Annotated in this window: 16 protein-coding genes and 1 pseudogene; 12 read left to right on the top strand and 5 right to left on the bottom strand. The window is 64.3% G+C overall.

Annotated elements, in window-relative coordinates; all coding sequences use genetic code 11:
* Positions 1-39: 39 nt before the first annotated feature.
* Positions 40-1,113 (bottom strand): formyltetrahydrofolate deformylase, encoded by a 1,074-nt coding sequence (gene purU / locus IPK66_11650; GenBank protein ID MBK8175885.1) that lies wholly within the window; start codon positions 1,111-1,113, stop codon positions 40-42.
* Between the two features lie 1,711 nt (positions 1,114-2,824).
* Here purU and IPK66_11645 point away from each other — a divergent pair.
* The 5 genes and pseudogenes from IPK66_11645 (at position 2,825) to IPK66_11625 (ending at position 9,447) form a co-directional block, all read left to right on the top strand.
* Positions 2,825-3,409: a hypothetical protein gene (locus IPK66_11645; GenBank protein MBK8175884.1), complete on the top strand. Its 585-nt coding sequence runs from the start codon at positions 2,825-2,827 to the stop codon at positions 3,407-3,409.
* A gap of 181 nt (positions 3,410-3,590) precedes the next feature.
* Positions 3,591-4,769, top strand: coding sequence for an ATP phosphoribosyltransferase regulatory subunit (locus tag IPK66_11640; GenBank protein MBK8175883.1), 1,179 nt, complete (start codon positions 3,591-3,593; stop codon positions 4,767-4,769).
* Between the two features lie 6 nt (positions 4,770-4,775).
* Positions 4,776-6,068 carry an adenylosuccinate synthase gene (locus tag IPK66_11635; GenBank protein ID MBK8175882.1) on the top strand — a complete coding sequence of 431 codons (1,293 nt, stop codon included), beginning with the start codon at positions 4,776-4,778 and terminating at the stop codon, positions 6,066-6,068.
* 303 nt (positions 6,069-6,371) lie between these two features.
* Positions 6,372-6,494, top strand: a pseudogene (locus IPK66_11630) (adenylosuccinate synthetase).
* Between the two features lie 244 nt (positions 6,495-6,738).
* Positions 6,739-9,447 carry a hypothetical protein gene (locus IPK66_11625; protein ID MBK8175881.1) on the top strand — a complete coding sequence of 903 codons (2,709 nt, stop codon included), beginning with the start codon at positions 6,739-6,741 and terminating at the stop codon, positions 9,445-9,447.
* Between the two features lie 65 nt (positions 9,448-9,512).
* Here the strand turns inward: IPK66_11625 and IPK66_11620 are convergent, their stop codons facing one another.
* The gene (locus tag IPK66_11620) at positions 9,513-9,968 is read right to left on the bottom strand and encodes a cupin domain-containing protein (GenBank protein ID MBK8175880.1); all 456 of its coding nucleotides are present in this window, start codon (positions 9,966-9,968) and stop codon (positions 9,513-9,515) included.
* 112 nt (positions 9,969-10,080) lie between these two features.
* Positions 10,081-10,908, bottom strand: a complete 828-nt coding sequence (locus IPK66_11615; GenBank protein MBK8175879.1) for a MipA/OmpV family protein — start codon at positions 10,906-10,908, stop codon at positions 10,081-10,083.
* A gap of 284 nt (positions 10,909-11,192) precedes the next feature.
* On the opposite strand from IPK66_11615, the gene IPK66_11610 reads away from it, so the two are divergent.
* A complete protein-coding gene (locus IPK66_11610; protein MBK8175878.1) occupies positions 11,193-12,728 on the top strand; it encodes a YifB family Mg chelatase-like AAA ATPase in 1,536 nt (511 codons plus the stop codon).
* A 94-nt stretch (positions 12,729-12,822) separates the two neighbouring features.
* Here the strand turns inward: IPK66_11610 and IPK66_11605 are convergent, their stop codons facing one another.
* Together IPK66_11605 and IPK66_11600 are read right to left on the bottom strand one after the other, a co-directional pair.
* On the bottom strand, positions 12,823-13,551 hold the full coding sequence (locus IPK66_11605; protein ID MBK8175877.1) for an SIMPL domain-containing protein: 729 nt from the start codon (positions 13,549-13,551) through the stop codon (positions 12,823-12,825).
* Positions 13,552-13,699: 148 nt separating this feature from the next.
* Positions 13,700-14,980 carry an esterase-like activity of phytase family protein gene (locus IPK66_11600; protein ID MBK8175876.1) on the bottom strand — a complete coding sequence of 427 codons (1,281 nt, stop codon included), beginning with the start codon at positions 14,978-14,980 and terminating at the stop codon, positions 13,700-13,702.
* 564 nt (positions 14,981-15,544) lie between these two features.
* Here IPK66_11600 and IPK66_11595 point away from each other — a divergent pair.
* The 6 genes from IPK66_11595 (at position 15,545) to IPK66_11570 (ending at position 25,118) form a co-directional block, all read left to right on the top strand.
* The gene (locus IPK66_11595; GenBank protein MBK8175875.1) at positions 15,545-16,894 is read left to right on the top strand and encodes a hypothetical protein; all 1,350 of its coding nucleotides are present in this window, start codon (positions 15,545-15,547) and stop codon (positions 16,892-16,894) included.
* 214 nt (positions 16,895-17,108) lie between these two features.
* A complete protein-coding gene (locus IPK66_11590; GenBank protein ID MBK8175874.1) occupies positions 17,109-18,218 on the top strand; it encodes a hypothetical protein in 1,110 nt (369 codons plus the stop codon).
* A 52-nt stretch (positions 18,219-18,270) separates the two neighbouring features.
* The gene (phaC, locus tag IPK66_11585) at positions 18,271-19,374 is read left to right on the top strand and encodes a class III poly(R)-hydroxyalkanoic acid synthase subunit PhaC (protein MBK8175873.1); all 1,104 of its coding nucleotides are present in this window, start codon (positions 18,271-18,273) and stop codon (positions 19,372-19,374) included.
* A gap of 376 nt (positions 19,375-19,750) precedes the next feature.
* Positions 19,751-22,006 carry an NADP-dependent malic enzyme gene (locus IPK66_11580; GenBank protein MBK8175872.1) on the top strand — a complete coding sequence of 752 codons (2,256 nt, stop codon included), beginning with the start codon at positions 19,751-19,753 and terminating at the stop codon, positions 22,004-22,006.
* A gap of 167 nt (positions 22,007-22,173) precedes the next feature.
* A complete protein-coding gene (locus IPK66_11575) occupies positions 22,174-23,283 on the top strand; it encodes an AI-2E family transporter (GenBank protein MBK8175871.1) in 1,110 nt (369 codons plus the stop codon).
* A gap of 44 nt (positions 23,284-23,327) precedes the next feature.
* Entirely contained in the window at positions 23,328-25,118 is a 1,791-nt protein-coding gene (locus IPK66_11570; protein ID MBK8175870.1) for a cation:proton antiporter, read from the top strand.
* Positions 25,119-25,128 lie beyond the last annotated feature (10 nt).

Here is a 25,128-nt window from a genome sequence, read left to right as displayed (position 1 = left end):
CCGTGCCTGCGCCGTCCCCAAAGCGAACGGTGCCGGTGATCAGCGAAAAACGATCGTTCGCCCGTTGTTGAGCAGCACGCGATGCTCGACATGCCAGTGCACGGCCCGCGCGAGCACGACGTTTTCGATATCGCGACCAACCCGGGACATCTCTTCCGGGCCGAAACTGTGGTCGACGCGTTCGACCGCCTGCTCGATGATCGGGCCGGCATCGAGATCGGCGACGACGTAGTGCGCCGTGGCCCCGATCAGCTTGACCCCGAGATCGTGCGCCTGATGGTAGGGGCGGGGCCCCTTGAATCCCGGCAGGAAGGAATGATGAATGTTGATGCAGCGACCGCGCAAACGGTCGCAGGTGGCGGGCGTGAGCACCTGCATGTAGCGGGCGAGGACGACGAGGTCGATCTCGAGGTCGTGGACGAGTGCGAGGATCGCCGCTTCCTGCTGTGGTTTGGTCGTGGGTGTGATCGGCAGGTGATGGAAGGGAATGCCGTGCCACTCGGCCAGCGGCTCGAGTTCGGGGTGGTTGGAGACGATCGCCGGAATATCGACCCGCAGGTCGCCGGTGCGATACCGGTAGAGCAGATCGTTCAGGCAGTGATCGAGCTTGGAGACGAGGATCAGCACCCGCTCGCGGCGCTGCGCGTCGTGCAGGCCCCAGACCATGTTGAAGCGTTCCGCGACACGGGAGAAGCGCTGGGCGAACTGATCGAGCCCCGGTGTGGCCGCGCCGATGCGAAATACCGTGCGCATGAAAAAGCGTTGGGTGCGCGCATCGCCGAAGTGCGAGGATTCGGTGATGAAGGCGTCATGATCGGCGAGAAAGCCGGCGACGGCGGCGACGATTCCAGTCCGGTCCGGGCAGGAAATGGTCAGGATGTAACGCTGCTGCGAATCACTCACGATATCGTCGTCGCCTCCCTGCCTTCGAGGATGTCTGTGGGCCTTCGGGGATGTCTGTGATTCACGCGCTGCGCACCGCGCCGCCGCGGCGCGCGTCCGCGGTGCCCTCGACGCTGCCCGCGCTGTTCCGCCGCACCGCGTGAACCCCGCCGAAGAACATGCTCTTCGTTGGCCAGCGGTCGATCCGAGCGAAACCGGCGGCGATGGCATCGAGTTCGTCGCCGTTGAAACCTGGCTCGATGCTCAGCGTCTCGCCCTCGACATGCAGCCGTGGCAGCGCGACCGCGTCGTCAAGCCGGCAGCCAAGGGCGAAATGATTGAGCAGGGTCTGCAGCATCGCCGAGCGGATGCGCATCGATCCGCCCGAACCGAGCGCGGCGATGCCGCCATCGCCATCCAGCACGAGGCAGGGCGCCATCATCGAGGCCATGCGCACGTTCGTCGGCCAGGCGTGCGCCCCGCCGGGGCAGAGGTCGTCCTCGCCCAGCATGTTGTTCATCACGATGCCGGTTCCGGGAAGCACGTAGGCATTGCCCTCGCCGTTGGAGATCGACAACGCCGCGGCGCTGCCGGCGGCGTCGACGACACTGATGTGCGTGGTGCCGCGCCGCGATGCTGGGGTGGCAAGCGCCTCGCGGCAGGCGCGGGCGATCCGCTGCGAACCCAGCAGCGCGTCCGTTCGCGCCGATGCCGGCTGGGCGTCGAGTCCGTCCTCGCTTCGCGCCCGGCTCATCGCTGTCAGCACCCGCACAAGCCGGTGCAGGTGGGCCGTTCTGCCCCAGGTTGCCGCGTCGGCCGCTGCGCCGGGCGTCGCTCCGTTCGGGCCGTCCAGTTGCGCCATCGCTTCCCACAGCGACAGGCCAAAGCCGACGAGCAGACCGCCGAGCGCCGGGGGCGGATTGAGCTGCACGCGCGCGCCGAACGCGCCGAGTGCGATGGGCGCGCGCCGTTCCGTCCGGTATTGGCGCAGATCCTCGCGGCCAAGGTGTCCGCCGCCGGCGGTACTGTCGCGGGCGAGGAGCGCTGCCATCTCGCCGCGATAGAACAGCCCGGGGCCTTCAATGGCGAGGATCTCGAGCGCATCGGCGAACTCCGGAGCGCAAAAGACGTCGTCTTGCCCCAGCAGCGCGTCCGGACGCGAGGGGCTGGCATAGAGCGCGCGGGTCGCGGCGGTCGCGGTGACGATCGCGCTGACGATCCGCAGGACCTCGCTCTGCGTCGCATCCATGCGCACACCGCGCCGGGCGAGGGCGATCGCCGGCCCGAGAACCTGGCGCAGGGGCATGTGGCCAAGATCGCCGTGGGCATCGAACAGGCCGTGGACGACGCCAGGGGTGGCGATGGTGCCCATGCCGATGTTGAATCCCTGCTGCGCCGGACCGAAGTCGGCGACGACGGATCGCACATCGGCATCGTCCGGGTCGCGCCGGGACCGGGGAGTCTGCACGAAGAAGTCGTACACCATCGTCTTGCCGGCGGCTGGTCCCGTTGCTGGTCTTGCGACGAGAAAGCCGCCGCCGCCCAGCGACGCCAGCACCGGTTCGGCGACGCACGCCGCGGCAAGAGCGGCGAGCGCCGCATCGATGGCATTGCCGCCGTCCGCCAACACCGCGGCGCCGGCGCCAGCCGTTTCCGGATGGCCGGCGGCGACCATGCCTTTCAGCGCGACCATCGATGCCTCGCAGACCTCGATCAAAATGTTCAGATCAGAATGTTCAGGCGGTGGCGTATCGGCCGGGTGCGTTCGTGTCAACGGCCAGGACTTGCACGCGGGCTCGGCCCGGCGCTACAGCGCGGCATTGCCGCTGGCGCACGTTGTCGTTGACGCTGGGATGTGCGCACGGGATCATGGTGGTTACGTGCTGCCCGGACGATCGATCGTTCAGGCGGCACGCGCGCCACATTCGGGGGAGTGACGACCATGAGCCGCCTGTTCATGCCGTTCTTCGTCGTTGGTCTGATGGCCGGCGGTGTTGATGCAGTGGCGGAGCCGTCCGGTCAGGCGACGCTGAACGCCGTCGCCTTCCAGCCGATGCCCAAGGCAGCGGCTCTCGAGGTGCGCGTGCTCAACGATTCCGCCGACAACCTTGCGATCAAGCGGGAGTTGGAGACGGCGCTGGCGGCGCATGGCTATTCCGTCGGTGCCAGCGAGGCGCCCTTGATCATGACCATCGATACCGGCGAAGACGTCGGTGCGTGGCAGTACCCCAGTGATTCCGGCTCCATCCGAATGATGGACGATCGTGGCCGGCTGTTTCCCCAAGGCGAGCTCAATGTCACCCGCATGGCCCGTCTGCCGCTGCCGAAAACCACCGTCGTTACTCCGCCCCAGTATCGCCTTGGCCTCACCCTCGATGCGCGCGCCAACGGTGTCCGGCTGTGGCAGGGATGGTCGATCGCCGATCTCAGCCAGGGTGAGCCGGCGGAACTCGCGCAGGCGATGGTCCCGAAGTTGGCGGAAAGCGTCGGCGAGACAGTGCGTGAAGCGCGGTTCGATCTGCAATAGACTGCCGGTGGTAAACTGACGGCGATAAACCGCCGGTGATCGAGCTTGCTGGTACCGGGACAGGCGATTTGCGTCGCCGCGGATGAGAATTCACTTCGCTGCCCCCGCCACCTGCGGCTAAAACCGGGGCCGGACGCGTGCCAGTGCCAAGCGTCAACCCGGAGCCATGGATCGACACATGATGCACACCCTCGCCGACACGGCGCTGCTGCCGGCCGGACTGATGGACGTTTTGCCGCCTTTCGCCGCGTTCGAGGCGAGGATGGTCGAGCGGCTGATGGCTCATTTCGCCAGTTTCGGCTACGAGCGGGTGAAGCCGCCGCTGATCGAATTCGAAGAAACGATGCTGGCCGGGCAGGCCGCGGCGCTTGCGCCGGCCACGTTCCGGCTGATGGATCCGGTTGCCCAGCGGATGCTGGCGCTGCGCCCGGATATGACGATGCAGGTGGCGCGCATCGCCTCCAGCCGTCTTGCCCACTGGCCACGGCCCTTGCGTCTCGCCTATGCCGGCCAGGTGCTGCGTGTTCGTGGCGCGCAGGTCCGCCCGGAGCGGCAGTTCGGTCAGGTCGGCGCCGAGATCGTCGGCTCGGACGGGCCCGCCGCCGATGTCGAGGTGATGGTCATGGCGACGTCCGCGCTCGCCGAACTCGGCGTGGCCGGCCTGACGGTCGATCTCGGACTGCCGCGGCTGGTACCGGAGATTCTCGCCGCCATCACGTGCGATCCGGATAGCGAGGCGCGCGCCCGCCTTGCTCTCGACCGCAAGGACGCAGCGGCGATCGCGGAGCTTGCGCCGGTGCTGGGGGAGGTGACCGCCGATCTGCTGGCTGTGCTTGTGGCGAGCACCGGGCCGGCCGAGGCGGCGCTGGCGACGCTGGCGACGCTCGAGCTGCCGGCGGCGGCGGCGGCGGAGCGGGCGAGCCTCGTCGCCGTCTATGAGCGCTTGCACCGCTCGGCGCCGATGCTGACAATTACCATTGATGCGGTGGAAAATCGCGGCTTTGAATACCACCGTGGTGTGACCTGCACCGTGTTTGCCACGTCATCGACCGACGAGATCGGTCGTGGCGGCCGCTACCGCACCGAGAAGGGCGAAGCTGCGACAGGCATCACTTTATTCATGGACGCGGTATTGCGCGCCCTGCCGCGCCCGGAGCCCCAGCGCCGGGTCCTGTTGCCCGCCGACGCACCGGCCGAGGTCGCCCAGGGTCTCCGACGGGAAGGCTGGGTCGCGCTCGCGGCGCTCGACGACGGCATCGAGCCGGCGCACGAGGCACGCCGGCTCGGCTGCACGCACGTATTTCTTGATGGTCGCACCGTGCCTGCGGGCCGGGAGCGGCGGCCACGCAGCGAAGGTTGATCTGACATGGCGAACGTTGTCGTCGTTGGCGCCCAGTGGGGCGACGAAGGCAAAGGCAAGATTGTCGACTGGTTATCGGAACGGGCGCACGTCGTCGTGCGCTTCCAGGGCGGCCACAACGCTGGCCATACGCTGGTCATCGACGGTGTCACCTATAAGCTCAGCCTGCTGCCGTCGGGCGTGGTCCGTTCCGACAAGCTGTCGATTATCGGCAATGGCGTTGTTCTCGATCCCTGGCATCTGTTGCGCGAGATCGACGGGCTGCGCAGCCAGGGGGTGCATGTCGGTCCCGACAACGTGCGCATCGCCGAGAACGTCCCGCTGATCCTGCCACTGCATCGCAACCTCGACCTTGCCCGTGAGAAGGCGCTCGGCAACGCCCGGATCGGTACCACCGGGCGCGGCATCGGCCCGGCTTACGAGGACAAGGTCGCCCGCCGCGCCATCCGTCTCGGCGATCTTGCCGATGCGTCCGTGGTCGGCGAGAAGCTGGATGCGATGCTGTTTCACCACAACGCGTTGTTGCGCGGCCTCGCCATGCCGGAGATCGATCGCGAGGCGATATTCGCCGAACTTATGACGATCGCCCCGCAGGTGCTGCCCTACGCCGATGCCGTGTGGAAGACGCTCGACGAGGCGCGGCGCGCCGGCAAGCGTATCCTTTTCGAGGGCGCGCAGGGCACGCTGCTCGACATCGACCATGGCACCTATCCGTTCGTGACCTCCTCGAACACGGTCGCCGGTCAGGCAGCCGCAGGCTCCGGCCTCGGCCCCGGGTCGCTGAACTACGTGCTCGGCATCTGCAAGGCCTATACAACCCGTGTCGGCTCCGGCCCGTTTCCGACCGAGCTCACCTGCGAGACCGGGCGGCAGATCGGCGAGCGCGGCCGCGAGTTCGGCACGGTCACCGGCCGGGCGCGGCGCTGCGGATGGTTCGACGCGGTGCTGGTTCGCCAGGCGGTCAAGGTCAACGGCATCAACGGCATCGCGCTCACCAAGCTTGACGTTCTCGACGGATTTAAGGAAATCCGTGTATGCACCGGCTACCGCCTCGACGGTGAGGCGCTCGACTACCTGCCGGCCTCGAGCGTGCGCCAGGGGCGGGTCGAGCCGGTCTACGAGGTGATGGAAGGCTGGTCGGACAGCACTCAGGGCGCCCGGTCGTGGGCCGACCTGCCGGCGACGGCGGTCAAGTACATCCGCCGCATCGAGGAGATGATCGGTGCTCCGGTTCACCTCCTTTCCACCAGCCCTGAGCGCGACGACACCATCCTGGTTCGTGACCCCTTCGTCGATTAGGCACGGATTTTCTGCACTACTTTTACGTGCTATGAGTTTATTGTAATTGATTGCAGGCGGTTTCGCCGTCATCAGTTCTTTACTTGCCTTGACGAGCCATCTCGCCGAGCCTGCATAGGCTTGCAAGCCCGCTGATACGGCAGGCGTAGCCGCCGCGGGCAATTGCATCGGGACTGACGGGACCGAAGTGTCGGGACCGAAAGCGCGGAAGAGGCGATCGCAGCGGCCGCGGCGCGGCTTTGGGCGCGCGGCTCACCGCCAACGCCGGCGGCGGGGGCCTCGATAACAAACAACCGGCAACCGCCGGCGACGGCGGTCAAGTACATCCGCCGCATCGAGGAGATGATCGGTGCTCCGGTTCACCTCCTTTCCACCAGGCCTGAGCGCAACGACACCATCCTGGTTCGTGACCCCTTCGTCGCCTGACCGCGCTGGCCATAGTTCTACTTTTGCGAGTGAAGTAGTGACGAAATTTAGTTGTAATGACGTTCTGTCATCCAATCGCGGGTTGCCCTGACCCATACTGACGTTGCATCCTTTTTCAGCAAGACAATCCGCTTCGGGAGTGCGGTTGTCCACTGCGGGCTGTTTCGTTGTACCCACACTCGCTGGGAGGACGACGATCGCCGTGCGTGCGACGCGCAGCCGAGGGCTCGATGAGGGGGCGAGGATGGACGATTCCGTAAAATTTCTGACTGCCGCGATCGTGGATGGAACCGGAACACCGACAGAGGATCGCCTTGCCGGCGATGCCGTGGTGACCGCGGGTGATGCGTTCGACCTCTCCATCGCCGCCGGCAGCGGCGAAGACAGCGTTGACGGCGCCAGCAACGAGACGGTGGTGGGGAGTGGCGATACCCTTTCCGGTCTTGCCGGCAACGATACGATCGCCGGCGATGTCTACGGCGACGGGGCCGGGCCGATCGCCCTCGCAGTAACCGCCGGCGCCGGCGGGGTGACGCATTTCGATTACGATACCGGTGACGAGGGACCGGACGCGGGCAGCGGCGGCGCGAACAACCATGCCGCCGGCTTCGCCGATAGCCTTCTCGGCGGCCTTGGCGCCGATGCGCTGGTCGGCGACGTCATATCCTTCTCCAAGGACGAGGCGGAACTGGTGGCGGACGCCGGGGGCGGCGGCCTTTCCGGTAGCTACCGCGCGTCGCCCGATGCCGCAGCGGGTGGCGATGACAATTCGGCGCATGCGTTCAACGATACTCTTCGCGGTGGTGACGGGAGCGACCTGATCGTCGGCGATCTGTGGAAGATCAACGGTAACAGTACTATCGAGGTCAGCGCCGGCAGCGGCTACCGTGGGTTCGTTCGCCCGGACTCATATGGTGGATCGCTGGAAACGCCGGGTGAGCCTGGCAGTTCGAACCAGACGATTGCGCTTGCCGACCTTTTGGTCGGAGCCGCTGGAAACGACACGCAGGTCGGCGATGCCTTCTCGCAAGGGCGTGGCGATCTTGGTATCCGCGTGCTCGCCGGCGCCGGCCGCAGCAAATGGGCGGGCGGCGATGACAACGAGGTTGCGGCGGCGGCAGACACGGCGATCGGTGGCAGCGGCGATGATGTCCTCGTCGGCGATGCCTACCGTCTGGATGCGCTCGGGGACTCGGTCGTTCTCCAGGCGGATGCGGGCGAAGCGTCGCGCGGCAGCTACCAATTTTTCTTCACTCCGCCTGATGGCGGGTCGGGCAACCGGGTCACCGCTTTTGCCGATAGCCTGACAGGAAACGCCGGCAACGATACCATCGCCGGCGATGTTCTCAGTGACCACGACCTTTCGCCGCTGTCGATGAACGCCTTCATTGGGCGCGCCGGCACCGGGCTCGGCAATGGCGCGGGCGGCGACGAGAACATGCTGGCGGCCTTTGCCGACAGCATGCGCGGTGGTGGTGGTGACGATTGGTTGGCCGGCGATCTCCTGCGCTTGGGAAGTGAGGGCGATGTGGCGCTTTTCGTTGCCGCGGGCAGCGGCAGCGTCGGTGGGTTTGGCGGACGAGGCTCCCGCTCGCCTGGGAAAGCCGGCGGCGACGATGGTGCGGTGCACGCATTTAACGATCTCGTACTGGGCGGTGACGGCAACGATCAGATTGTCGGCGACATCGCGCAGCACCTCTCCCGAAGCGAACTGGTTCTGAGCGTCGATGTCGGGGTCGCGGGGAATGGGCGCGGTTCGGTTGTATCCTATGTCCTGCCGGGCGGCGACGGTGGCAGCGGGAATTCGGTCGATTCCTTTGACGATAATCTGAGGGGCGGCAACGGCGACGACGTAATCGTCGGTGACGTTCACGAGGTCGACTCGGAGGGAAATCTTGCCCTGACGGTCCGCGTCGGCGCAGGCGGCAACGGTGGCATCGATTATTACGGCACCGCCGTCTCCGGTGGCGCCGGTGGCGAGGGCAATCACGTCGCCGCATTGTGCGATATGCTCGACGGCGGCGACGGAAACGACTGGCTGGCTGGAGACGTTGGCGCCGAGAACAGCAGTGCCCACGTTACGTGCGAAATCGACGTCGGCACGGGCGGTGATGGCAGCAGTGCGCCTGCGGGGGCAGGGGGAGACGGTAACCTTGTCGACGTATCCAACGACCGGCTGACGGGCGGTGCAGGCGATGACACACTGATCGGCGACATCGCCCGGGACGACCTGAGCATCGAGCATGGTTTATCTCTGACCATCCGCATCGATGCTGGCTCGGACGGTAGCGCTGAAACGCCGGGAGGCACGGGAAACGCCGTTGTCGCCTTCTGCGATACGCTCATCGGCGGTAATGGCGATGACCTGCTGTGCGGCGATTACCTCGGCGGGTACTACGCGGAGTTCGATCTGCGCGGAGACGGGGGCAACACGATGTCCGCTTTCCGCGACGACCTCCAAGGCGGAAGCGGCAACGACACATTGCTGGGCGAAACGATAAACGACGATTACAGCAGCTTCTCAATGATCCATGGCAGCTTCGGCGGTCGGGCCTTGCTGTTTGCGGATACGCTTTCGGGCGGCGCGGGCGATGATTCGATCGTCGGCGGACTTGGCGCCGACAGTATGACCGGTGGCGCCGGCAGCGACCGGTTTTCCTGGACACCGGCTGATCTGACCATCGGCAGCTTCGATCCCGGATCAACCGGCGGGCAGCGATTCGCGGTCGTCGATACGATCACCGACTTTTCGCTGGCCGACGTTCTCGACCTCTCGGCGTTCCATTCGACCGTTTTCGACGCTGCCGATGTCCAACTGCGTGTCGAAAATGGCGATACGGTCGTCTCGGTTAATCCTCAAGCAGGTTTCGTCGATCTGGTGGTTCTGCACGATTTCACCACGATGCTCACCGTCCAGCAGCTCGTTGACGACGGCGTCATCCTCATCGCCTGAGTCATCTCATCCGCAAATGGCGCAGCGCCATCCGATCATGGAGGCGCCCGAGGTACCAAGAGCCGTCAGCGCTCGCCGGCCACCGGGTCAAGCGGCGGTGCCCAGCCGTCTGGGGCGAGTTCGAAGCCGGCGAATGCGAACGCCGGTGCGACGGTGCAACCGGCGAGGGCGAACCGGCCCATGGGCCGCGCCGCTTGCCACGCGCCGGCCGGAACGATGCCATGCGCCTGCTCGCCGCGCGCGAAGTCGGTCCCGAGCATCAGCGTTCGCGGCGCCTCGCCGGCAGCGGCGATGCTGAGCTCGAGCGGATCGCCGGCGTAGAAGTGCCAGACCTCGATCGCATCGATTCGGTGCCAGCGCGAGCGCTCACCCGCGCACAGCAAAAAGTAGATCTGGGTGAGCGCCCCGCGATTCTCGGGGGCGGCGCCTTCGGCTGGCCGGTCGCGGAAGGTTTCGCGATACCAGCCACCCTCCGGGTGCGGCGAGAGTGCCAGCGCTTCGATCAGCTCTGCAGCGTTCATCGATCTCACCGCCGAGCGGAGCGCCTCGCGCAAAGTGAGTGGCGCTTCACGACAGCCGCGCCACGCGGCGCTTGCACGACAGCCGCGCCACGCGGCGCTTGCACGACAGCCGCTAGAACTTGTAGCCGACGTAGACGCCGCCGAAGCCCTGGTTCTTGTTCCCCTCGTTGCGGGTGACAGGGCTGGAGGCGGCATCACCCAGCATGCGCTCGTAGGTTCCGCTCGCACCGGTAAACCAGTGATCGGCGAACTGCCAGTTGACTCCCAGCGTCAGCCCGACATCCTTGAAGTCGGCATCGGCGTTTTTCTGCTTTAGTCCGCTCTTCGCTGCCTGATTGGCATCGATCCCGAAATACGTGCTCATGTAGTCGTCGTTGGCGTAGTCGGAAAACACCCGACTGTTGAGGCTGACGCCGTCACCCAGCGCGACCTTGTAGGACAGCGCCGGCTGAACCCACCAGCCGTCGTAAGCCCCCGAGGCATCGGCAGCGCCGGAAAAGCCGAGGCCGATCGACTGCAGCACGTCGCCGGGGAGCGGCAGCCAGTAGTTGGCGAAGCCGCCCAGCTCATAGCCGTTATCCACGTTCGGCAGGCTGCGGACGGCCTTATTGCCGACATGCTTGCGGCCAGGGCGATAATCAATCATCGGCCCCATCTCGATTCCCTCATAGGGCAGGACATTGATCCGTGCCTGATAGGTGCGGCTTCCCGGATTTGGTCCCAGCTGGAGGTACTGCTGATATTCCTGGTAGCTGAAACGGGCGAACGGCACGGCGCCGTACTTGTAGACGTCCGAGCCTTCATAATCCGGCGAAAGCCCGAAACCGAGGCCGATAATGGCGTTCGAGCGGCCGACACCGGTTTCACCCGCGCCACTTCCGGATTCGACGACCCCGACGCCGCTGACCGACTGGGCCGACGCCACGCTGGCGCCGGACACCAGTGCAATCAATGCAATAGAAGCGATCGCGTGCGTCCGCATCATCATGTCCTCACCTGATCCGTTTGCAAGGGTATTCCGAGCCCCTCTCAATGGTTTTATCTGGAGATCCTCTTACTGCCAAAGCCGATCGTATGGGGTTCGGGATACGCGTCGCGGTTGATGCAACGGAGTCACACTGGATGGTCCCGATGTTCAAAGAAGCGCGGTGACTGCCGCTAGGGTTCCGTTAACGCGCAGCATCTAAGCTTGCCGGTGGTCTTGCAGACGGATCGGTCCGGCGTATGGTCGCGCGCATCAATACGGTCGCCTTTCAGGGCATCGACGTTCTCGATATCGACGTGCAGGTGCAGATCACCCAAGGTCTGCCAGCGTTCTCCGTCGTCGGCCTGCCGGACAAGGCGGTGGCGGAGAGCCGCGAGCGGGTGCGGGCGGCGCTGGTGGCGATGGGGCTCGCGCTGCCGTCGAAGCGGATTATCGTCAATCTCGCACCGGCCGACGTGCTGAAGGAAGGCAGCCACTTCGACCTGCCGATCGCGCTCGCCCTGCTGGCGGCGATGGATGTGCTGCCGCGCGACGAACTCAGGGCGTATGCGGCGCTCGGCGAACTCGCGCTCGACGGGGCGCTGGCGCCGGTGGCGGGGGTGCTGCCCGCCGCCGTGCACGCATCAGCGCGCGGCCTTGGGCTGATCTGCGCCCGGAGCCAAGGGGGCGAGGCGGCGTGGGCCGCGGGGATCGAGGTGCTGGCGCCCGATTCGCTGCTCGCCGTCGTCAATCACTTCAAGGGAACGCAGGCGTTGAGCCCGCCTGAGCCGAAGCTGTCGGCCGCCGCCGGCCCCTATCCCGATCTCGGTGACGTCAAGGGTCAGGAGACGGCGAAGCGGGCGGTGGAGATCGCCGCCGCCGGCGGCCACAACTTGTTGATGATCGGGCCACCCGGCTCGGGGAAGTCGATGCTGGCGCAGCGGTTGCCCGGCCTGCTGCCGCCGCTCGATCCCGGTGAAGCGCTCGAAGTCAGCATGATCCATTCCGTCGCCGGGCTGCTCGAGGAGGGTGGTCTGGTGCGCACCCGGCCGTTTCGCGAACCGCATCACTCCGCCTCGGTCGCGGCGCTCGTCGGCGGCGGTCTGCGCGCCCGCCCGGGCGAGGTCTCGCTCGCGCATCTGGGCGTGTTGTTCCTCGACGAACTGCCGGAATTTCCGCGCCCGGCACTGGAAGCACTGCGCCAGCCGCTTGAAAGCGGCCGTACCACGGTGGCGCGGGCCAATGGGCACGTCACCTATCCCGCCCGGGTGCAACTGGTCGCGGCGATGAACCCGTGCCGCTGCGGCTGGCTGGACGACGCCGGGCGCGCCTGCGGCCGCGCGCCGGCGTGCGCCGCCGACTACCAGGCGCGCATATCCGGGCCAGTGCTCGACCGCATCGACCTCAGCGTCGATGTGCCCGCTGTCTCGCCCGCCGACCTCGCCCTGCCGCCGCCAGCCGAACACTCCGCCGAGGTCGCCCGCAGGATCGCTGCCGCCCGCGAGGTCCAGCGCCGCCGTTTCGCCGGCGCCAGTGGCGGGCAAATGGCGCGGACGAATGCCGAGGCCGACGGCGCACTGCTCGACCGGGTGGCGGCGCCGGATGCCGCTGGAAGCCGGTTGCTGGGCGCGGCCGTCGAGCGGCTGCGGCTCTCGGCGCGCGGGTATCACCGCGTCCTGCGCGTTGCCCGCACGCTTGCTGATCTCGAAGGCGCCGATGTCGTGCGTGGGGCGCACGTCGCCGAAGCGCTGTCCTTTCGCCGTATGCCTCTCCGGCGTACCGGTGCGCGGGCTTAACGGACGCTCGCCACGGACAGGCGCCGCCGATTGCTGGCTGTTCCGTGATGCTCGGTTGCCGTCGACCGGCCTTGCCCGCCGTCGGCAGAGATAATCAATCGATCAAGGCAAAATCGATGGTTGAAACCACCCGAACGGTCTTGGCGATCTGCGCGCTTTCACCTGCTCCCGGAACATTATCGCGCGGCAGGATCTGAAACAGACCTTGGCTCGCCCGACGAATGCCGCTGACCCGCCCGCCGGAGTCCTGGGCGAATTGGTCCGCCCCCTGGCGGGCGTTGCGCGTCGCCTCGGCGATCATTGCCGGCTTGATGTCGTTCAGCTTGGTGAACAGATAGAGAGGACCGCTGGACGGCTGTCCCTCGCTGCTGAGCACGACGCCGTCGGAGACCAGATCGCCGATCTTCTGGCTGGCCTGGGCGACGCGGTCAACGTCGCCGGTGCGCACCATGATCGTCTGCGCGACGATGAAGCGGCTGTCGACCGGTCCCGAGCGGTAGGGTTGGGCGAGAAGATCGCTGACCTGGAGATTCTGCACCTCGGCGGCAGCGGTGGGAATACCGTTCGCGGCCAGAAAGGCGAGAACCTTCTGCGCGTCGGCATCGATGCGTTGCTGGGCGTCGGCGAGCTGGTTCGCCGTGACGACGAAGCGCAGCGGCCAGAGCGCGAGATCGGCAGTCACATCACGTTCGGCCACGCCCTTGACGGTGACGACACGATCCGCCAGCCGTGAATCGAGAAACCCCCGGCCAATGAACCAGCCGCCGATCGCAAGTCCGAGAGCGAGGATGATCGCGGCGAGGAGGGTGACGAGCGATCGCATAGGCTACATCTCCAGTCCACTCCTGGATAATGGCCTCGCGTCGCTGGCGCAACTCCTCGCTTGGGAGAACGGATCGTGGTGGCGGGATCGGGGCACCGGGCCGGCTCGAAGATCTCCCGGCCCGGCGGCCCACCTGGCAGGGGCGGGGTCAGAAACCTGTTTTGACCCGGAAGGCGAGAAACTGGGTGACTTGCGTCGTGCTGAAGTTGTTGTCGGAGACGAGGATCAGCGAGCGTTTGCCATCGGGGAGCAGCGGTCCAAAGGTGATTCCCTCGACATTGTCGGCAACGATGCCGAAGTCGGCAAGGTTGGCCACCAAGGTCTTGCCGACCGGCCGGACGGCATGCCCTTCGATGCTGTCGAAGCCACGAACGTCGGTGGCCGGCCAGAGCTTGACGATGAACAGCTTGATGACGTTGCCCTTGTCGGTGGTGAACGAGCGCTCCATGGTCAGAAGGCGCCGCTCGCCCAGAGTTACGAAATCGACCAGGCCGTTGGTGGCGAACGCGGTCGCGGGATCGGGTGCGTCGGCGACCGGATCGGTGACGTAGACATACTCGTGCAGCGGCGCTCCCGAACGCACAGCGAACTCGAGGATTCGTGACGGCGTGCCTTCGGCGAAGGACGCCGCCGGGCCGTCCTGATAAAGCGCATTTTCGGTCGCGGTGATGACGCGGTCGAGCTGCGGCGAGAAAGTAAGGCTTTCAAACGCGAGGTTGTTGCGAATACCGCTGCTTTGATCGGCGGTGGGCGTGTATGTCTGGGGCGTTCTCAGCTCTCGCACGAAGGTGCCGTCGAGCTTCATCTCGCGAACGAACGGCGGCAGAAGCGCATTGGCGTCACCCTCGCTGGTCCAGAACAGCGCGTTGCGGGCACGATCGTAGCGAATGCTTTCCGGATCGACCGTATTGATCGCGAACGGCTGTCCGCTTTCGTCGAGCATCGGCGTGACATCAGAAAAGGTCACGTCGCCGTCATCGAGCATGCCGTCGGATAGATCGATCTTTAGCTTGTAGAAACGGGCAGGGTTGATCTGCGAGCGGTCGTCGCTGATCGCGTAGAACACCTTATGTCGGCGATCATAGTCGATGCCGGACAGGCCGCCGACCGTCGTGCCTTTAAAAGCGTAGCCGGTGGGAAAATCGACCTCGCCAATGAACTCGAGTTCCGGTGCCGCGCTCGCGGTCGATACGCAGGCCGTCGCGGCCACCAGCGCAGCGCTCAGCGTCAGAGACTTACAGACACGCGACGTCGTCTTGTTGAACCAGAACATACCCTCGCTCCCCATCAAAGACTTGCTGAACGATGAGTACGCGATGCATGCGACGCCTACATTTCCTCTCTGTGACGCTTCAAAGAAGCTTGCGTGATCGCCGTGAACAGGAAACGCCGCCGCCTCCTTCTGCTCAAGGCGGGTAGCGACGGTCATGGACAGAGCGCAGCTGCGGAGATGGGCAAATGCGGCGCGCGATCCGGGCGTTGCCAGCAGTGCGCCAATCCAGCAGTGCGCCAATCAAGCCTCCATGCCGGAATCGAAAATCAGCGGATGGCCGCACGGACCAATGTTGGGAAACATGCTGCATTGCAGTAATTGCATATTGCGGCCCACGGTCGATCAACCTATAATTTGAAATTCATTGATCGGCCCTATTTTCATCAGTGATGGTAAGGGCTAGCAAATAAGAGTGTGGATATGGGCCTGTATTGGCGGGCGAGTGGTGTGTGTCGATGGCAGTTGTTGCGAACGCGAATTATACGTTTTTTGATTGCAAACCTTTAATATTGAGCAAGCATATATTTCGTTAAATTGTAGTGATGGCGGTGGAAGTCCGCGCTCTGGGCCTGGAGGTTAATAACGAACGTGTCAAACATCGTACAAGAGATGCCCGAACTCAGTCAAAATGTCGGGCGATACATGGTTGCGCTAATGCGTGCGACCAATCGGGAAGTCACCGAGTTTTCCGATAGCTGCATGATCGCAGGACAGATTGCGATGCGCGCGCGTCGTGAAAATCCCATGAGCTTGTGGGAAACGGCGCAGGTGATGCAGCACAACCAGTCGCTGATCATGAAAGGAATGATGAGCGCGCAGGAAAAGCTGCTGAGCTACGCGTTCGATCGGATCGAAGAGGGCACTCAGGCGCTGTTCAACTCGGTCTATCCGAGCAAGAACGGCGGCGAGACCCTGGGCGGCTATGTCCGTCGCGAGGCCGACGTGATGGAAGCCGTTGCCAACTTCAACGAGCAGATCGAGAAGATCAAGGACGAGTTCGGCTTCCAATTCGACTCGCCGGATTACAAGCTCGTGCATGAGACCTCGACCTTCCAGATGTATCAGGTCCTGCCGATCAAGAAGGGGGTCAAGGTTCGCGACGACCTGCCGCCGGTTCTGCTCGTGCCGCCGTACATGCTGGGTGTGCATATCCTCTCGTTCCTGCCATTCGAGAACAAGAGCTACGCGCACTCGTTTGCCAACGAGGGCATCCCGACCTACGTGCGCGTAGTCAAGGACATCATGTCCACCGAGGCGGTCCAGCAGACGACGCCGGACGAGGACTGCCTGCAGACCCTTGAGTTGTGCACCAAGCTCAAGCAGATCCATGGCAAGAAAGTCGTGCTGAACGGCACCTGCCAGGGCGGCTACATCTGCCTGATGAACGTGCTGTCGGGCAAGCTGACCGATGTGTGCGATACCCTGATCACCAACGTGGCGCCGATCGACGGCACCTACAGCGCGGCGATCAGCGGCATGCCGCAGATGCACAGCGACTTCATCACCACGCCGCTCGCCAACGGCAACAAGGTGGCCAACGGCTACATGCTGAGTCTCGGCATGCGCTTCGTCGCCATCGATCGCGAAACCCCGCTGGTCAAGGTTCTCGACCAGGCGGCGCTGCAGAAGGCGACCGACCTCAATCCCGGCAAGACGCCGGCGGCGCTGTTCCGCTGGCTGCTCAAGGAGCGCGTCCACCTGCCGCTGGCGGTAGCGCAGATGAGCACCTGCACCTTCCAGCAGCCGATCGCCGAGGATGGCTCGCTGCCCGTCTCGCTGTTCGGCAAGCCGCTGAACCTCAAGGACCTCGCCACGCTCGGCGTCACCTGGTACCAGAACTACGCGATCAAGGACGATCTGGTCACCCCGGCATGCGCCACGGCGGGTAACAAGCATCTCGAAGGTACCAACGTCGTCGAAACCGTCGCCTTCCACGGCGGGCACGTTGCCATCCTTACCAGCCCTTACAGTAAGAAGGCCCCGGTCAACGGTGAATTCACCGATGCGACCGGCAAGAAGGTGCGCGGCCCGGTGAAGTTCATCATCGACCGAGCGACCGTCGCCGCCTAATCCTCCTTAGCCATACCAAAAAGCTTGGGCAGGGCACCTTCGGGTGCCCTGTTTTTTTGGTGGGTTCAGCTTGTGGAACCGTTATAAGTCGCAGTCGACGCGGCGGCCGTGGCGGCAACGCTACCGGCGCACGCGAGCGAGCAAAACCAGTGCCGGCCGACACCGTCGTTTGGCGGCGAAGATCGGCAAGAGCCCAACTCGGAGGAGAGCAAGGATGGACTGGAGCGCACAATCAAACGAAATGATGAAAACCTGGGGGGACGCACAAAAGCGCCTTTGGTCCGGCTGGATGGACTGGGCGCAGAGTGCTGGCAACCTCGGGCAGTCGGGGACGATGTTCGATCCGACCCAGATGTTCAAGGCGAGCGCGGATGCATGGTCCGGCCTGAGCGAGGGCTCGGCGCAGCGGGTCGCCGGCAATATTCTCGGCTCTCCCGAGATCATGACACGCAGCATGAATCTTCTGATGCAGGCGTGGAAGACGGTTGCGCCGTCAGTGGAGAAGGGGGGCGCCTGGCAGCCTGATCTGCAGAAGCTGCTTGAACAATGGCGCGAGGAGATGACCGCCATGCCGCAGCGCATGGCGTCGGCGGGCGGCGATTTCGCCCAGCTCTCCAAGGCGCTGTTTGAGCGCTGGACGCCGATGACGGCGCCGTGGCTGTCGATGTTGAGCCAGGCGACGGCGGGCGGCCATCCGGGCGCGGGATTCCTCTCAGGGACCCAGGGCTTCGGGCAGATCGCCGGGATCGGCGAACTGATGCAGATGATGACCGGTGGCCAGCAGCTCGGATTGGGCGAGCTGCCGCGCGCAACCGTTGCCCGCGAGAAGATGGGCAAGTTCCTTAAGATGTTCGATTCCATGACCGACCTGCAGGAAGCGCAGAAGTCGTATCAGAAGATCCTCTCCGATGGCATTTCCACCTCGGTGGAACGCACGATCGAGCATCTCGTCAAACTGGCGGAAAAGGGCGAGAAGATCTCCAGCGCGCGCGACCTGATGAAAATCTGGTACTCGACCGCCGATCGCACCTTGCTTGAGAAGTTCAATACCCCGGAATTCCTCAAGACGCAGGAAGATCTGACCGTCGCCTTGATGAAGCACAAGAAGACGCGGCGTGACGCCCTTGAGATCGTCTATAACTCGCTGGAAATCCCGACGCGGAGCGAGGTCGACGAGGCGTACAAGGACATTCACGATCTGAAGCGGGAGATCCGTGCACTGAAAAAGGCGCTCAAAGACGCGTCCGGCAAGTCCTCTGCGGCAAAACCCAGCAAGAAAATCGCGGCAAAAGAAGCGGAAGCTTCCGAGGCGGTGTCCTCCTAGGACGCAAGCAACACGGTTTCACGGATAGAGCGGTGGCTCGAGGAGAACATAGATGAATCAATTCCCCATACAATTCCGCTCCGATCAGATCGCCCATGAAGTGGCGGAGATGGAGAGCAAGATCTCGGCAGGCATCAAGCTGCTGACCAGCATGACCGACGACGAGGTCGACATCGGCAGCACGCCGAAGGACATCGCCTACGAACGCGAGACGTTCAAGGTCTATCACTACAAGCCGCTGGTGCCGAAAGAACAGATCCATCCGGTGCCGATGATCATCTCGACGCCGCTGATCAACGGCTATGAGGTCGCCGACCTGCAGCCGGACCGTTCGCTCGTGCGTAACTTCCTCAATGAGGGGATCGACGTCTACCTGATCAACTGGGGTTATCCGAAGCGCTGCGACCGCTTCAACACCATCGATGATTACGTCGGCGACTATCTCGATGATATCGTCGATCAGGTGAGCGAGCAGAGCGGCCAGGAGAAGATCAATCTCTTCGGTATCTGCATGGGTGGAACGATGGCGACGTGCTACAGCGCCCTGCACCCGGAGAAGGTCCGCAACCTGGCGCTGACCGTCACGCCGATCGACTTCCATCAGAACAAGGTTGCCGGCCAGCCGCACGTCGGCCTGCTGTTCGAGATGGGCAAGGCGGTCAACGTCAATGCCATGGTCGATGCCTTCGGCAACGTGCCCGCCGACGTTCTCAACATCTCGTTCATGATGGCCTCGCCGTTTGCCCTGATGTTCGGTAAATACGCGGACACCCTCGATATCCTTGACAAGAAGGACGCGCTGCTGAACTTCCTCAGGATGGAGAAGTGGCTGTTCGGTGGTCCGGAAGTGCCGGGCGAAGCCTATCGTCAGTTCGTCACCGAGTTCCTGCAGAACAACGCGCTGGTCAACAACACTCTGGTTCTCGCCGGTCAGAAGGTCGACCTGAAGAACCTGACCATGCCGGTTCTCAACGTTTACGCCGAACGGGATCATCTGGTTCCGCCACCGAGCACGGTTGCGCTCGGCAAGCACATCGGCAACAAGAAGGACTACGAGGAATTGCCGATCAAGACCGGCCACATCGGGATCTACACCGGTGGCGCGCCGCAGAAGATCGTTGCCCCCAGCATCGCCAAATGGCTTAAAGCCCATTGATCTGAGGACGCGAACGCGTCGGTGCAATGACGTTCAAGCGCGGACGGCGGCGGATTGACCGTCGCCGCTCGCGCTGCGCCGGGGTGACGTGTTTCAATTGACCTGTTGAATTCGGGTGGCCGGCGTTTCGGCCACCCGTTTTCGTTTGTCGACAATGACAGGCTCCAGGCGCGCCGCCGGCCAGGTCGGCCAAGTCAGGCGATCGGCGGCGATGGAGGCCCAAGTCCCTGATCGTTGCGCTCGATTGGCGCACCGTTCTGCAATACGCTGACGCCAGCCGGACGTTGAGCGCGCGTGATTGATCGATCTGTCTTAGCGCCGGTGACAGGCGGGGTGGCCCGCTTGGAAGGCGAGAGAATACGAAAGGAGAGGTGCCGTGGAGAAAGTCACCCGCGAAGCTGTCTTGCGGTATCACTCCGAAGGGCGCAAGGGCAAGATCGAGGTCGTCCCGACAAAGCCGAGCCTCACCCAGTACGACCTGAGTCTGGCCTATTCGCCTGGCGTGGCCATCCCCGTGCAGGAGATCGCCGAGAATCCGGAAAATGCCTACGAATACACCGCCAAGGGTAACCTAGTCGGTGTTATCTCCAACGGCACCGCCATTCTCGGTCTCGGCAACCGCGGGCCGCTCGCCAGCAAGCCGGTCATGGAGGGGAAGGGGCTTTTGTTCAAGCGCTTCGCCGATATCGACGTCTTCGATATCGAAATCGACGCGCATGACCCCGAGGAGGTGATCGGCATCGTTCGCGCTCTGGCGCCAACCTTCGGCGGGATCAACCTCGAGGATATCAAGGCGCCGGAGTGCTTTGCCATCGAGGGCCGGCTGCGTGAGATGCTTGATATTCCCGTCTTTCACGATGACCAGCATGGAACCGCGATCATCCTCATCGCTGGTCTGCTCAACGCCCTCGAACTGACTAATCGGCGCATCCACGACATCCGCGTCGTCTTCAGCGGCGCCGGAGCCGCCGGCATCGGTTGTGCCGAACTGCTCGTACGCGCGGGTGCGCCCCGCGAGCACGTGATGATGTGCGACAAGGACGGCGTGGTCTACAAAGGGCGCGAAGACAACATGAACCCCTGGCTCGAGCGGTTCGCCCAGGAGTCCGAGGCGCGGACGCTCGCCGACGCGATCCGGGGAGCCGACGTGTTCATCGGTGTTTCCGTGGGCGGCGTTTTGACCCGCGATATGGTCCGCACCATGGCCGAGCGGCCGATTATCTTCGCCATGGCCAATCCCGATCCAGAGATCACCTACGAAGACGCCAAGGCGGCGCGACCGGATGCCATCGTCGCCACCGGCCGCAGCGATTATCCTAACCAGGTGAACAACGTCCTGTGCTTCCCGTTCATCTTTCGCGGCGCCCTCGACGTGCGGGCGCGGCAGATCACCGACGGCATGAAGCTCGCCGCCGCCCGCGCACTGGCGGCACTCGCCCATTCGGACGTGCCGGATTCGGTGCTCAAGGCCTACGGCGTCGACAGCATGCTGTTCGGTCCGGAGTACATCATTCCCAAGCCGCTCGACCCGCGCGTGCTGCTGTGGGTGGCGCCGGCGGTGGCGCAGGCAGCCATGGCGGAGGGGGTGGCCCGCCGCTCGGTCGATGCGACGACCTACCGCGAAGAGCTGGAAAGCCGGCTCGGCAAGGATTGGGCGCTGATGCGCACCATCTTCAACAAAGCACGCAGCGCACCCAAGCGCATCGTCTTTGCCGAGGGCGAAGAGGCGAAGATTATCCGTGCCGCGGCAGAGATCGAGGACCAGGGCCTCGGCGAGCCGATTCTTCTCGGCCGCGAAGCAGTAATCATGGCCATCGTCAGTGAACTCGGCCTCGATTACCGGCCAAAGATCATCGATCCGCGCGAATCCAGCCGCGCGGAGAGCTACGCCAAAGTGCTGTTCAAGCGCCGTCAGCGCAAAGGGATCACCTTGCCGGAAGCGCGGGAGATCGCAAGGCGGCCCAACTACTTTGGCCTGCTGGCCGTCCAGTGCGGCGATGCGGATGCGTTCATATCCGGCCTTACGACAAATTATGTCGAGGCACTCGAGCCGGCGTTCCAGGTCATCGGCACCCGCCCCGACGTCCGTCGGGCGGCGGCGCTGTTCATCATGGTGATCCGCGATCGTGTGTTCTTCTTCGCTGATTGCGCGGTCAATATCGCGCCGTCATCCGACGATCTTGCCGATATCGCCGAGCTCTCGGCGGAAGTGGCGACAAACTTCGATATCCAGACGCGCATCGCCATGCTGTCGTTCTCCAACTTTGGCAGTGTCGCGCATCCCAGCCCGCACACGGTCGCCCGCGCTGTCGAGATCCTCAAGAAGCGCCAGCCGCACCTGCAGGTGGACGGCGAGATGGCCGCCGACGTCGCGGTAACGCCGGATCTGGTCGACCGCCTTTACTCGTTCAGTCGGGTGCGCGAGGCCAACGTGCTGATCTTTCCGGACCTCAATGCCGCGAACACGTCCTACAAGCTGATGCAGCGCCTCGGCGGTGCCGAGGCGATCGGCCCGGTGCTGATGGGCATGGCACGGCCCGTGCATATTCTGCTGCCGAGCGACGATGTCCGCGGCATCGTCAACATGGCGGCGATCGCGGTCGTCGACGCGCAGATGCGCGCGCTGGTGTAACGGCGGGCGGTTCGCGACGAAAACCGTGATGCCTGGCAGAGGAACTCCATGAGCGAGAACGCGGCCCGGATGAGTGTTGGCGTTGGCTTTCGATTGTCTTTATCGCGGTGGCGATGTTCCGCAACAGTCAGGATCAGGACGAGCCGGCTTCGCGCCATTACACGTCGATGAGTTCCTCTGCGCGTCGTTTGGAGCAGATCGCCGGATTGTTTATTCTGGTGATTCTAGCCGTCGGCTGTTTCGTCGTGCTACGCCCATTCCTCGCCGCCCTATTATGGGCGACGATCCTGTCGATCTCCACTTGGCCGGCGTTTCGCTGGCTCGAGCGCCGGCTGTTGGGCCGCACGACCCTGGCGGCAGCGGTGATGACCTTGCTGTTGGCGCTGGCGCTCCTAGTGCCGATCGCGATCCTCGGCACCAGCCTCGCCGATAACGTCGCCCGGTTTTCGGCCAACGTGCTCGGTGTGTTCGAAAACGGTCCGCCGCCGCCGCCGCCGTGGGTCGAGGACATACCGCTGCTCGGGGCGCAGCTCGCCGAGGCGTGGCACTATTTCTCCGACGATACGGCGCATTTCGCCGCGACGGCCCGCGACTACGTCGGTCCGGCGACACAATGGCTGATCGGACTGGGCGCTAAACTCGGCGGCGGTCTGCTCGATCTGACGCTGAGCGTCATCGCGGCGTTTTTCTTCTTCCGCGATGGCGCCTACGGCGCGAAGCGACTGAAGGTTATGCTGGAAAAGGTGGCGGGAGCGCGCGGGCAGCGCCTGCTCGACGTCGCCGAAACGACGGTCAACGGCGTGGTTTACGGCATGCTCGGCACGGCGCTGGCACAAGGAGCCCTCGCGGCCTTCGGTCTATGGATCGCCGGCGTGCCCGGGGCGCTGTTCCTTGGCCTGCTGACATCGCTGCTATCCTTCGTGCCGATGGGGCCTCCGATGGTATGGCTGCCCTCGGCAATCTGGCTGTTTTCCTCGGGCGACCTCGAATGGGGCGTATTCATGGGGCTGTGGGGCTTCTTCGTCGTCAGCACCGTCGATAACGTCATACGCCCTTACTTCATCAGCATCGGTAGCGCGCTGCCGCTGCTGCTGGTCTTGCTCGGCGTTCTCGGCGGGATCGTCGCCTTCGGATTGCTCGGGGTGTTCATCGGGCCGACGATGCTGGCGGTCGGCTTTACCTTGATTCGCGAATGGAGCCATTCCAAAGACCTCGACGGCGATCCGCAGGCGCACGACGGAAAACAGGCGCTTCAAGGTGGAGATACGCCAGCATGATCATTGATGCGAGGGCAGGGCGCGCATCGCCATGAGGAGATAAGATGGCGTTTCTGCAAGAAGCCGCGGTGTTTCTGACCGCTGCCGTCATTGCCGTGCCGATTGCCCGGCGACTGGGGCTGGGAGCCATTCTGGGATATCTCGCCGCTGGTGCCGCGATTGGCCCGCAAGGTTTTGCCTTTGTCTCCGACGTCGATAGTGTCTTTCATTTCGCCGAGTTCGGCGTCGTCCTGTTGCTGTTCATCATCGGCCTCGAGCTCCAGCCGAGTCGCCTGTGGACGATGCGGCAAGCGGTGTTCGGCGTCGGCGTCCTGCAATTGTTTGTCACCGGGGGCGTGCTCGCGTTCACCGGGCGGCTGCTCGGCCTTGGCGCAGAAGCGGCGGCGGTGGTCGGACTGACGCTGTCGCTGTCGTCGACGGCCTTCGCATTGCAGACGCTGGCGGAAAAAAACCAGCTGACCATGCGGCATGGCCGCATCGCCTTTGGCATCCTGCTTTTTCAAGATCTGGCGGTTATTCCCTTGCTGGCGCTCGTGCCCTTGCTGGCGCCGGGGGCACACGGTCCGATGGAAAGCGCCGGGCTGATGGCGGGCATCGGAACGATCGGGGTTCTCGTTGCCACAGCCATCGCCGGGCGGTACTTCCTGCGCTATGCGTTGAAGGTCGTGGCGATGACGCGGGTGAAGGAGGTGTTTACTGCCCTCTCCCTGCTCGCCGTGGTTGGTGCGGCGCTGCTGATGGAAAACCTCGGATTGTCGGCGGCGCTGGGCGCCTTCCTCGCCGGTGTTCTTCTTGCCGATTCGGAATATCGCCACGCTCTCGAAGCCGACCTCGAGCCGTTCAAGGGGCTGCTGCTCGGCCTATTTTTCATTGCCGTCGGCATGTCCCTCAGTCTCGAGACCATCGTCCGCGAACCGGCGACGGTCGCTGCTCTTGTCGTCGGACTGACGCTCGTCAAGGCGATTGTCCTGTTCGCCATCGGTCGCGCCAACGGCCTGACCACGCCATCCGCCCGGGCGCTGGCCATTGCCTTGGCGCAAGGCGGCGAGTTCGCCTTTGTCGTTCTCGGCGTTGCGGTCGATGCGGCGATCATCCCGCGCGCCGAAGCCGACCTGCTCATCGCCGTCGTCACCCTGTCGCTGGCCCTGACGCCGTTTCTGTTTGCCGTCAACAGCGGAATTGAACGGATGGAGGCGGCGCGCAAGGCTAAGGACCGTGCGTACGACGCGCTGCCGGGCGGCGATAATCAAGTAATCATCGCCGGATTTGGCCGCTTCGGTCAGATCGTCGCGCGCATCCTGCGTGCTCGCCGGATTTCATTCACCGCGCTCGATATCAGTGCCGAACAGGTCAACTTCGTGCGCAACTACGGCTCGCAGGCGTATTTCGGTGACGCCTCGCGCCTCGACCTCCTTATCGCCGCCGGCGCCGAGCGGGCAGTCGCCTTCGTCCTTGCCATCGATGATGTCGAGGCATCGGTGCGTACAGCCCGCGTCGTTCGCGAAAATTTCCCCAATCTCGCCATCTACGCGCGCGTCCGCAATCGTGCCCACGCCTACCAGCTTATGGAGCTAGGCGTTTCGGTGGTCTGGCGGGAGACTTTTTTATCGTCGCTTTCAATGGCCGAAGCACTATTGAAGGGGCTGGGGCTGCCAGCTTATGCGGCTGAGCGATCCGTCGAAATCTTCCGCGCCCATGACGAGCAGCGGCTTTACAGCCTTTATGGCGAGCATCGCAACGAAGAGCGCATGCGCATGTTGGCGAAAAGGGCGGCGCAGGAACTCGAAGAGCTGTTCGCCGAGGACGTCGCCAACGAGCACAGCGATCGCACCTGAGCCGCTGCAA

This window comes from Rhodospirillales bacterium, assembly GCA_016712595.1.
In the GTDB taxonomy this organism is placed as follows: domain Bacteria; phylum Pseudomonadota; class Alphaproteobacteria; order Rhodospirillales; family Defluviicoccaceae; genus Defluviicoccus.
Note: the sequence above shows the minus strand (reverse complement) of the source record. Positions and strands in the feature narration are given on the sequence as shown.

Coding starts and splice junctions, on each gene's coding strand:
- IPK66_11600 (MBK8175876.1), bottom strand. CDS start 14,980: ATGACCGTCGCTACCCGCCTTGAGCAGAAGGAGGCGGCGGCGTTTCCT.
- IPK66_11575 (MBK8175871.1), top strand. CDS start 22,174: ATGAGTTCCTCTGCGCGTCGTTTGGAGCAGATCGCCGGATTGTTTATT.
- IPK66_11570 (MBK8175870.1), top strand. CDS start 23,328: ATGGCGTTTCTGCAAGAAGCCGCGGTGTTTCTGACCGCTGCCGTCATT.
- IPK66_11620 (MBK8175880.1), bottom strand. CDS start 9,968: ATGAACGCTGCAGAGCTGATCGAAGCGCTGGCACTCTCGCCGCACCCG.
- IPK66_11605 (MBK8175877.1), bottom strand. CDS start 13,551: ATGCGATCGCTCGTCACCCTCCTCGCCGCGATCATCCTCGCTCTCGGA.
- IPK66_11645 (MBK8175884.1), top strand. CDS start 2,825: ATGAGCCGCCTGTTCATGCCGTTCTTCGTCGTTGGTCTGATGGCCGGC.
- IPK66_11625 (MBK8175881.1), top strand. CDS start 6,739: ATGGACGATTCCGTAAAATTTCTGACTGCCGCGATCGTGGATGGAACC.
- IPK66_11635 (MBK8175882.1), top strand. CDS start 4,776: ATGGCGAACGTTGTCGTCGTTGGCGCCCAGTGGGGCGACGAAGGCAAA.
- IPK66_11590 (MBK8175874.1), top strand. CDS start 17,109: ATGGACTGGAGCGCACAATCAAACGAAATGATGAAAACCTGGGGGGAC.
- IPK66_11640 (MBK8175883.1), top strand. CDS start 3,591: ATGCACACCCTCGCCGACACGGCGCTGCTGCCGGCCGGACTGATGGAC.
- IPK66_11610 (MBK8175878.1), top strand. CDS start 11,193: ATGGTCGCGCGCATCAATACGGTCGCCTTTCAGGGCATCGACGTTCTC.
- purU (MBK8175885.1), bottom strand. CDS start 1,113: ATGCCATCGCCGCCGGTTTCGCTCGGATCGACCGCTGGCCAACGAAGA.
- phaC (MBK8175873.1), top strand. CDS start 18,271: ATGAATCAATTCCCCATACAATTCCGCTCCGATCAGATCGCCCATGAA.
- IPK66_11595 (MBK8175875.1), top strand. CDS start 15,545: ATGCGCGCGCGTCGTGAAAATCCCATGAGCTTGTGGGAAACGGCGCAG.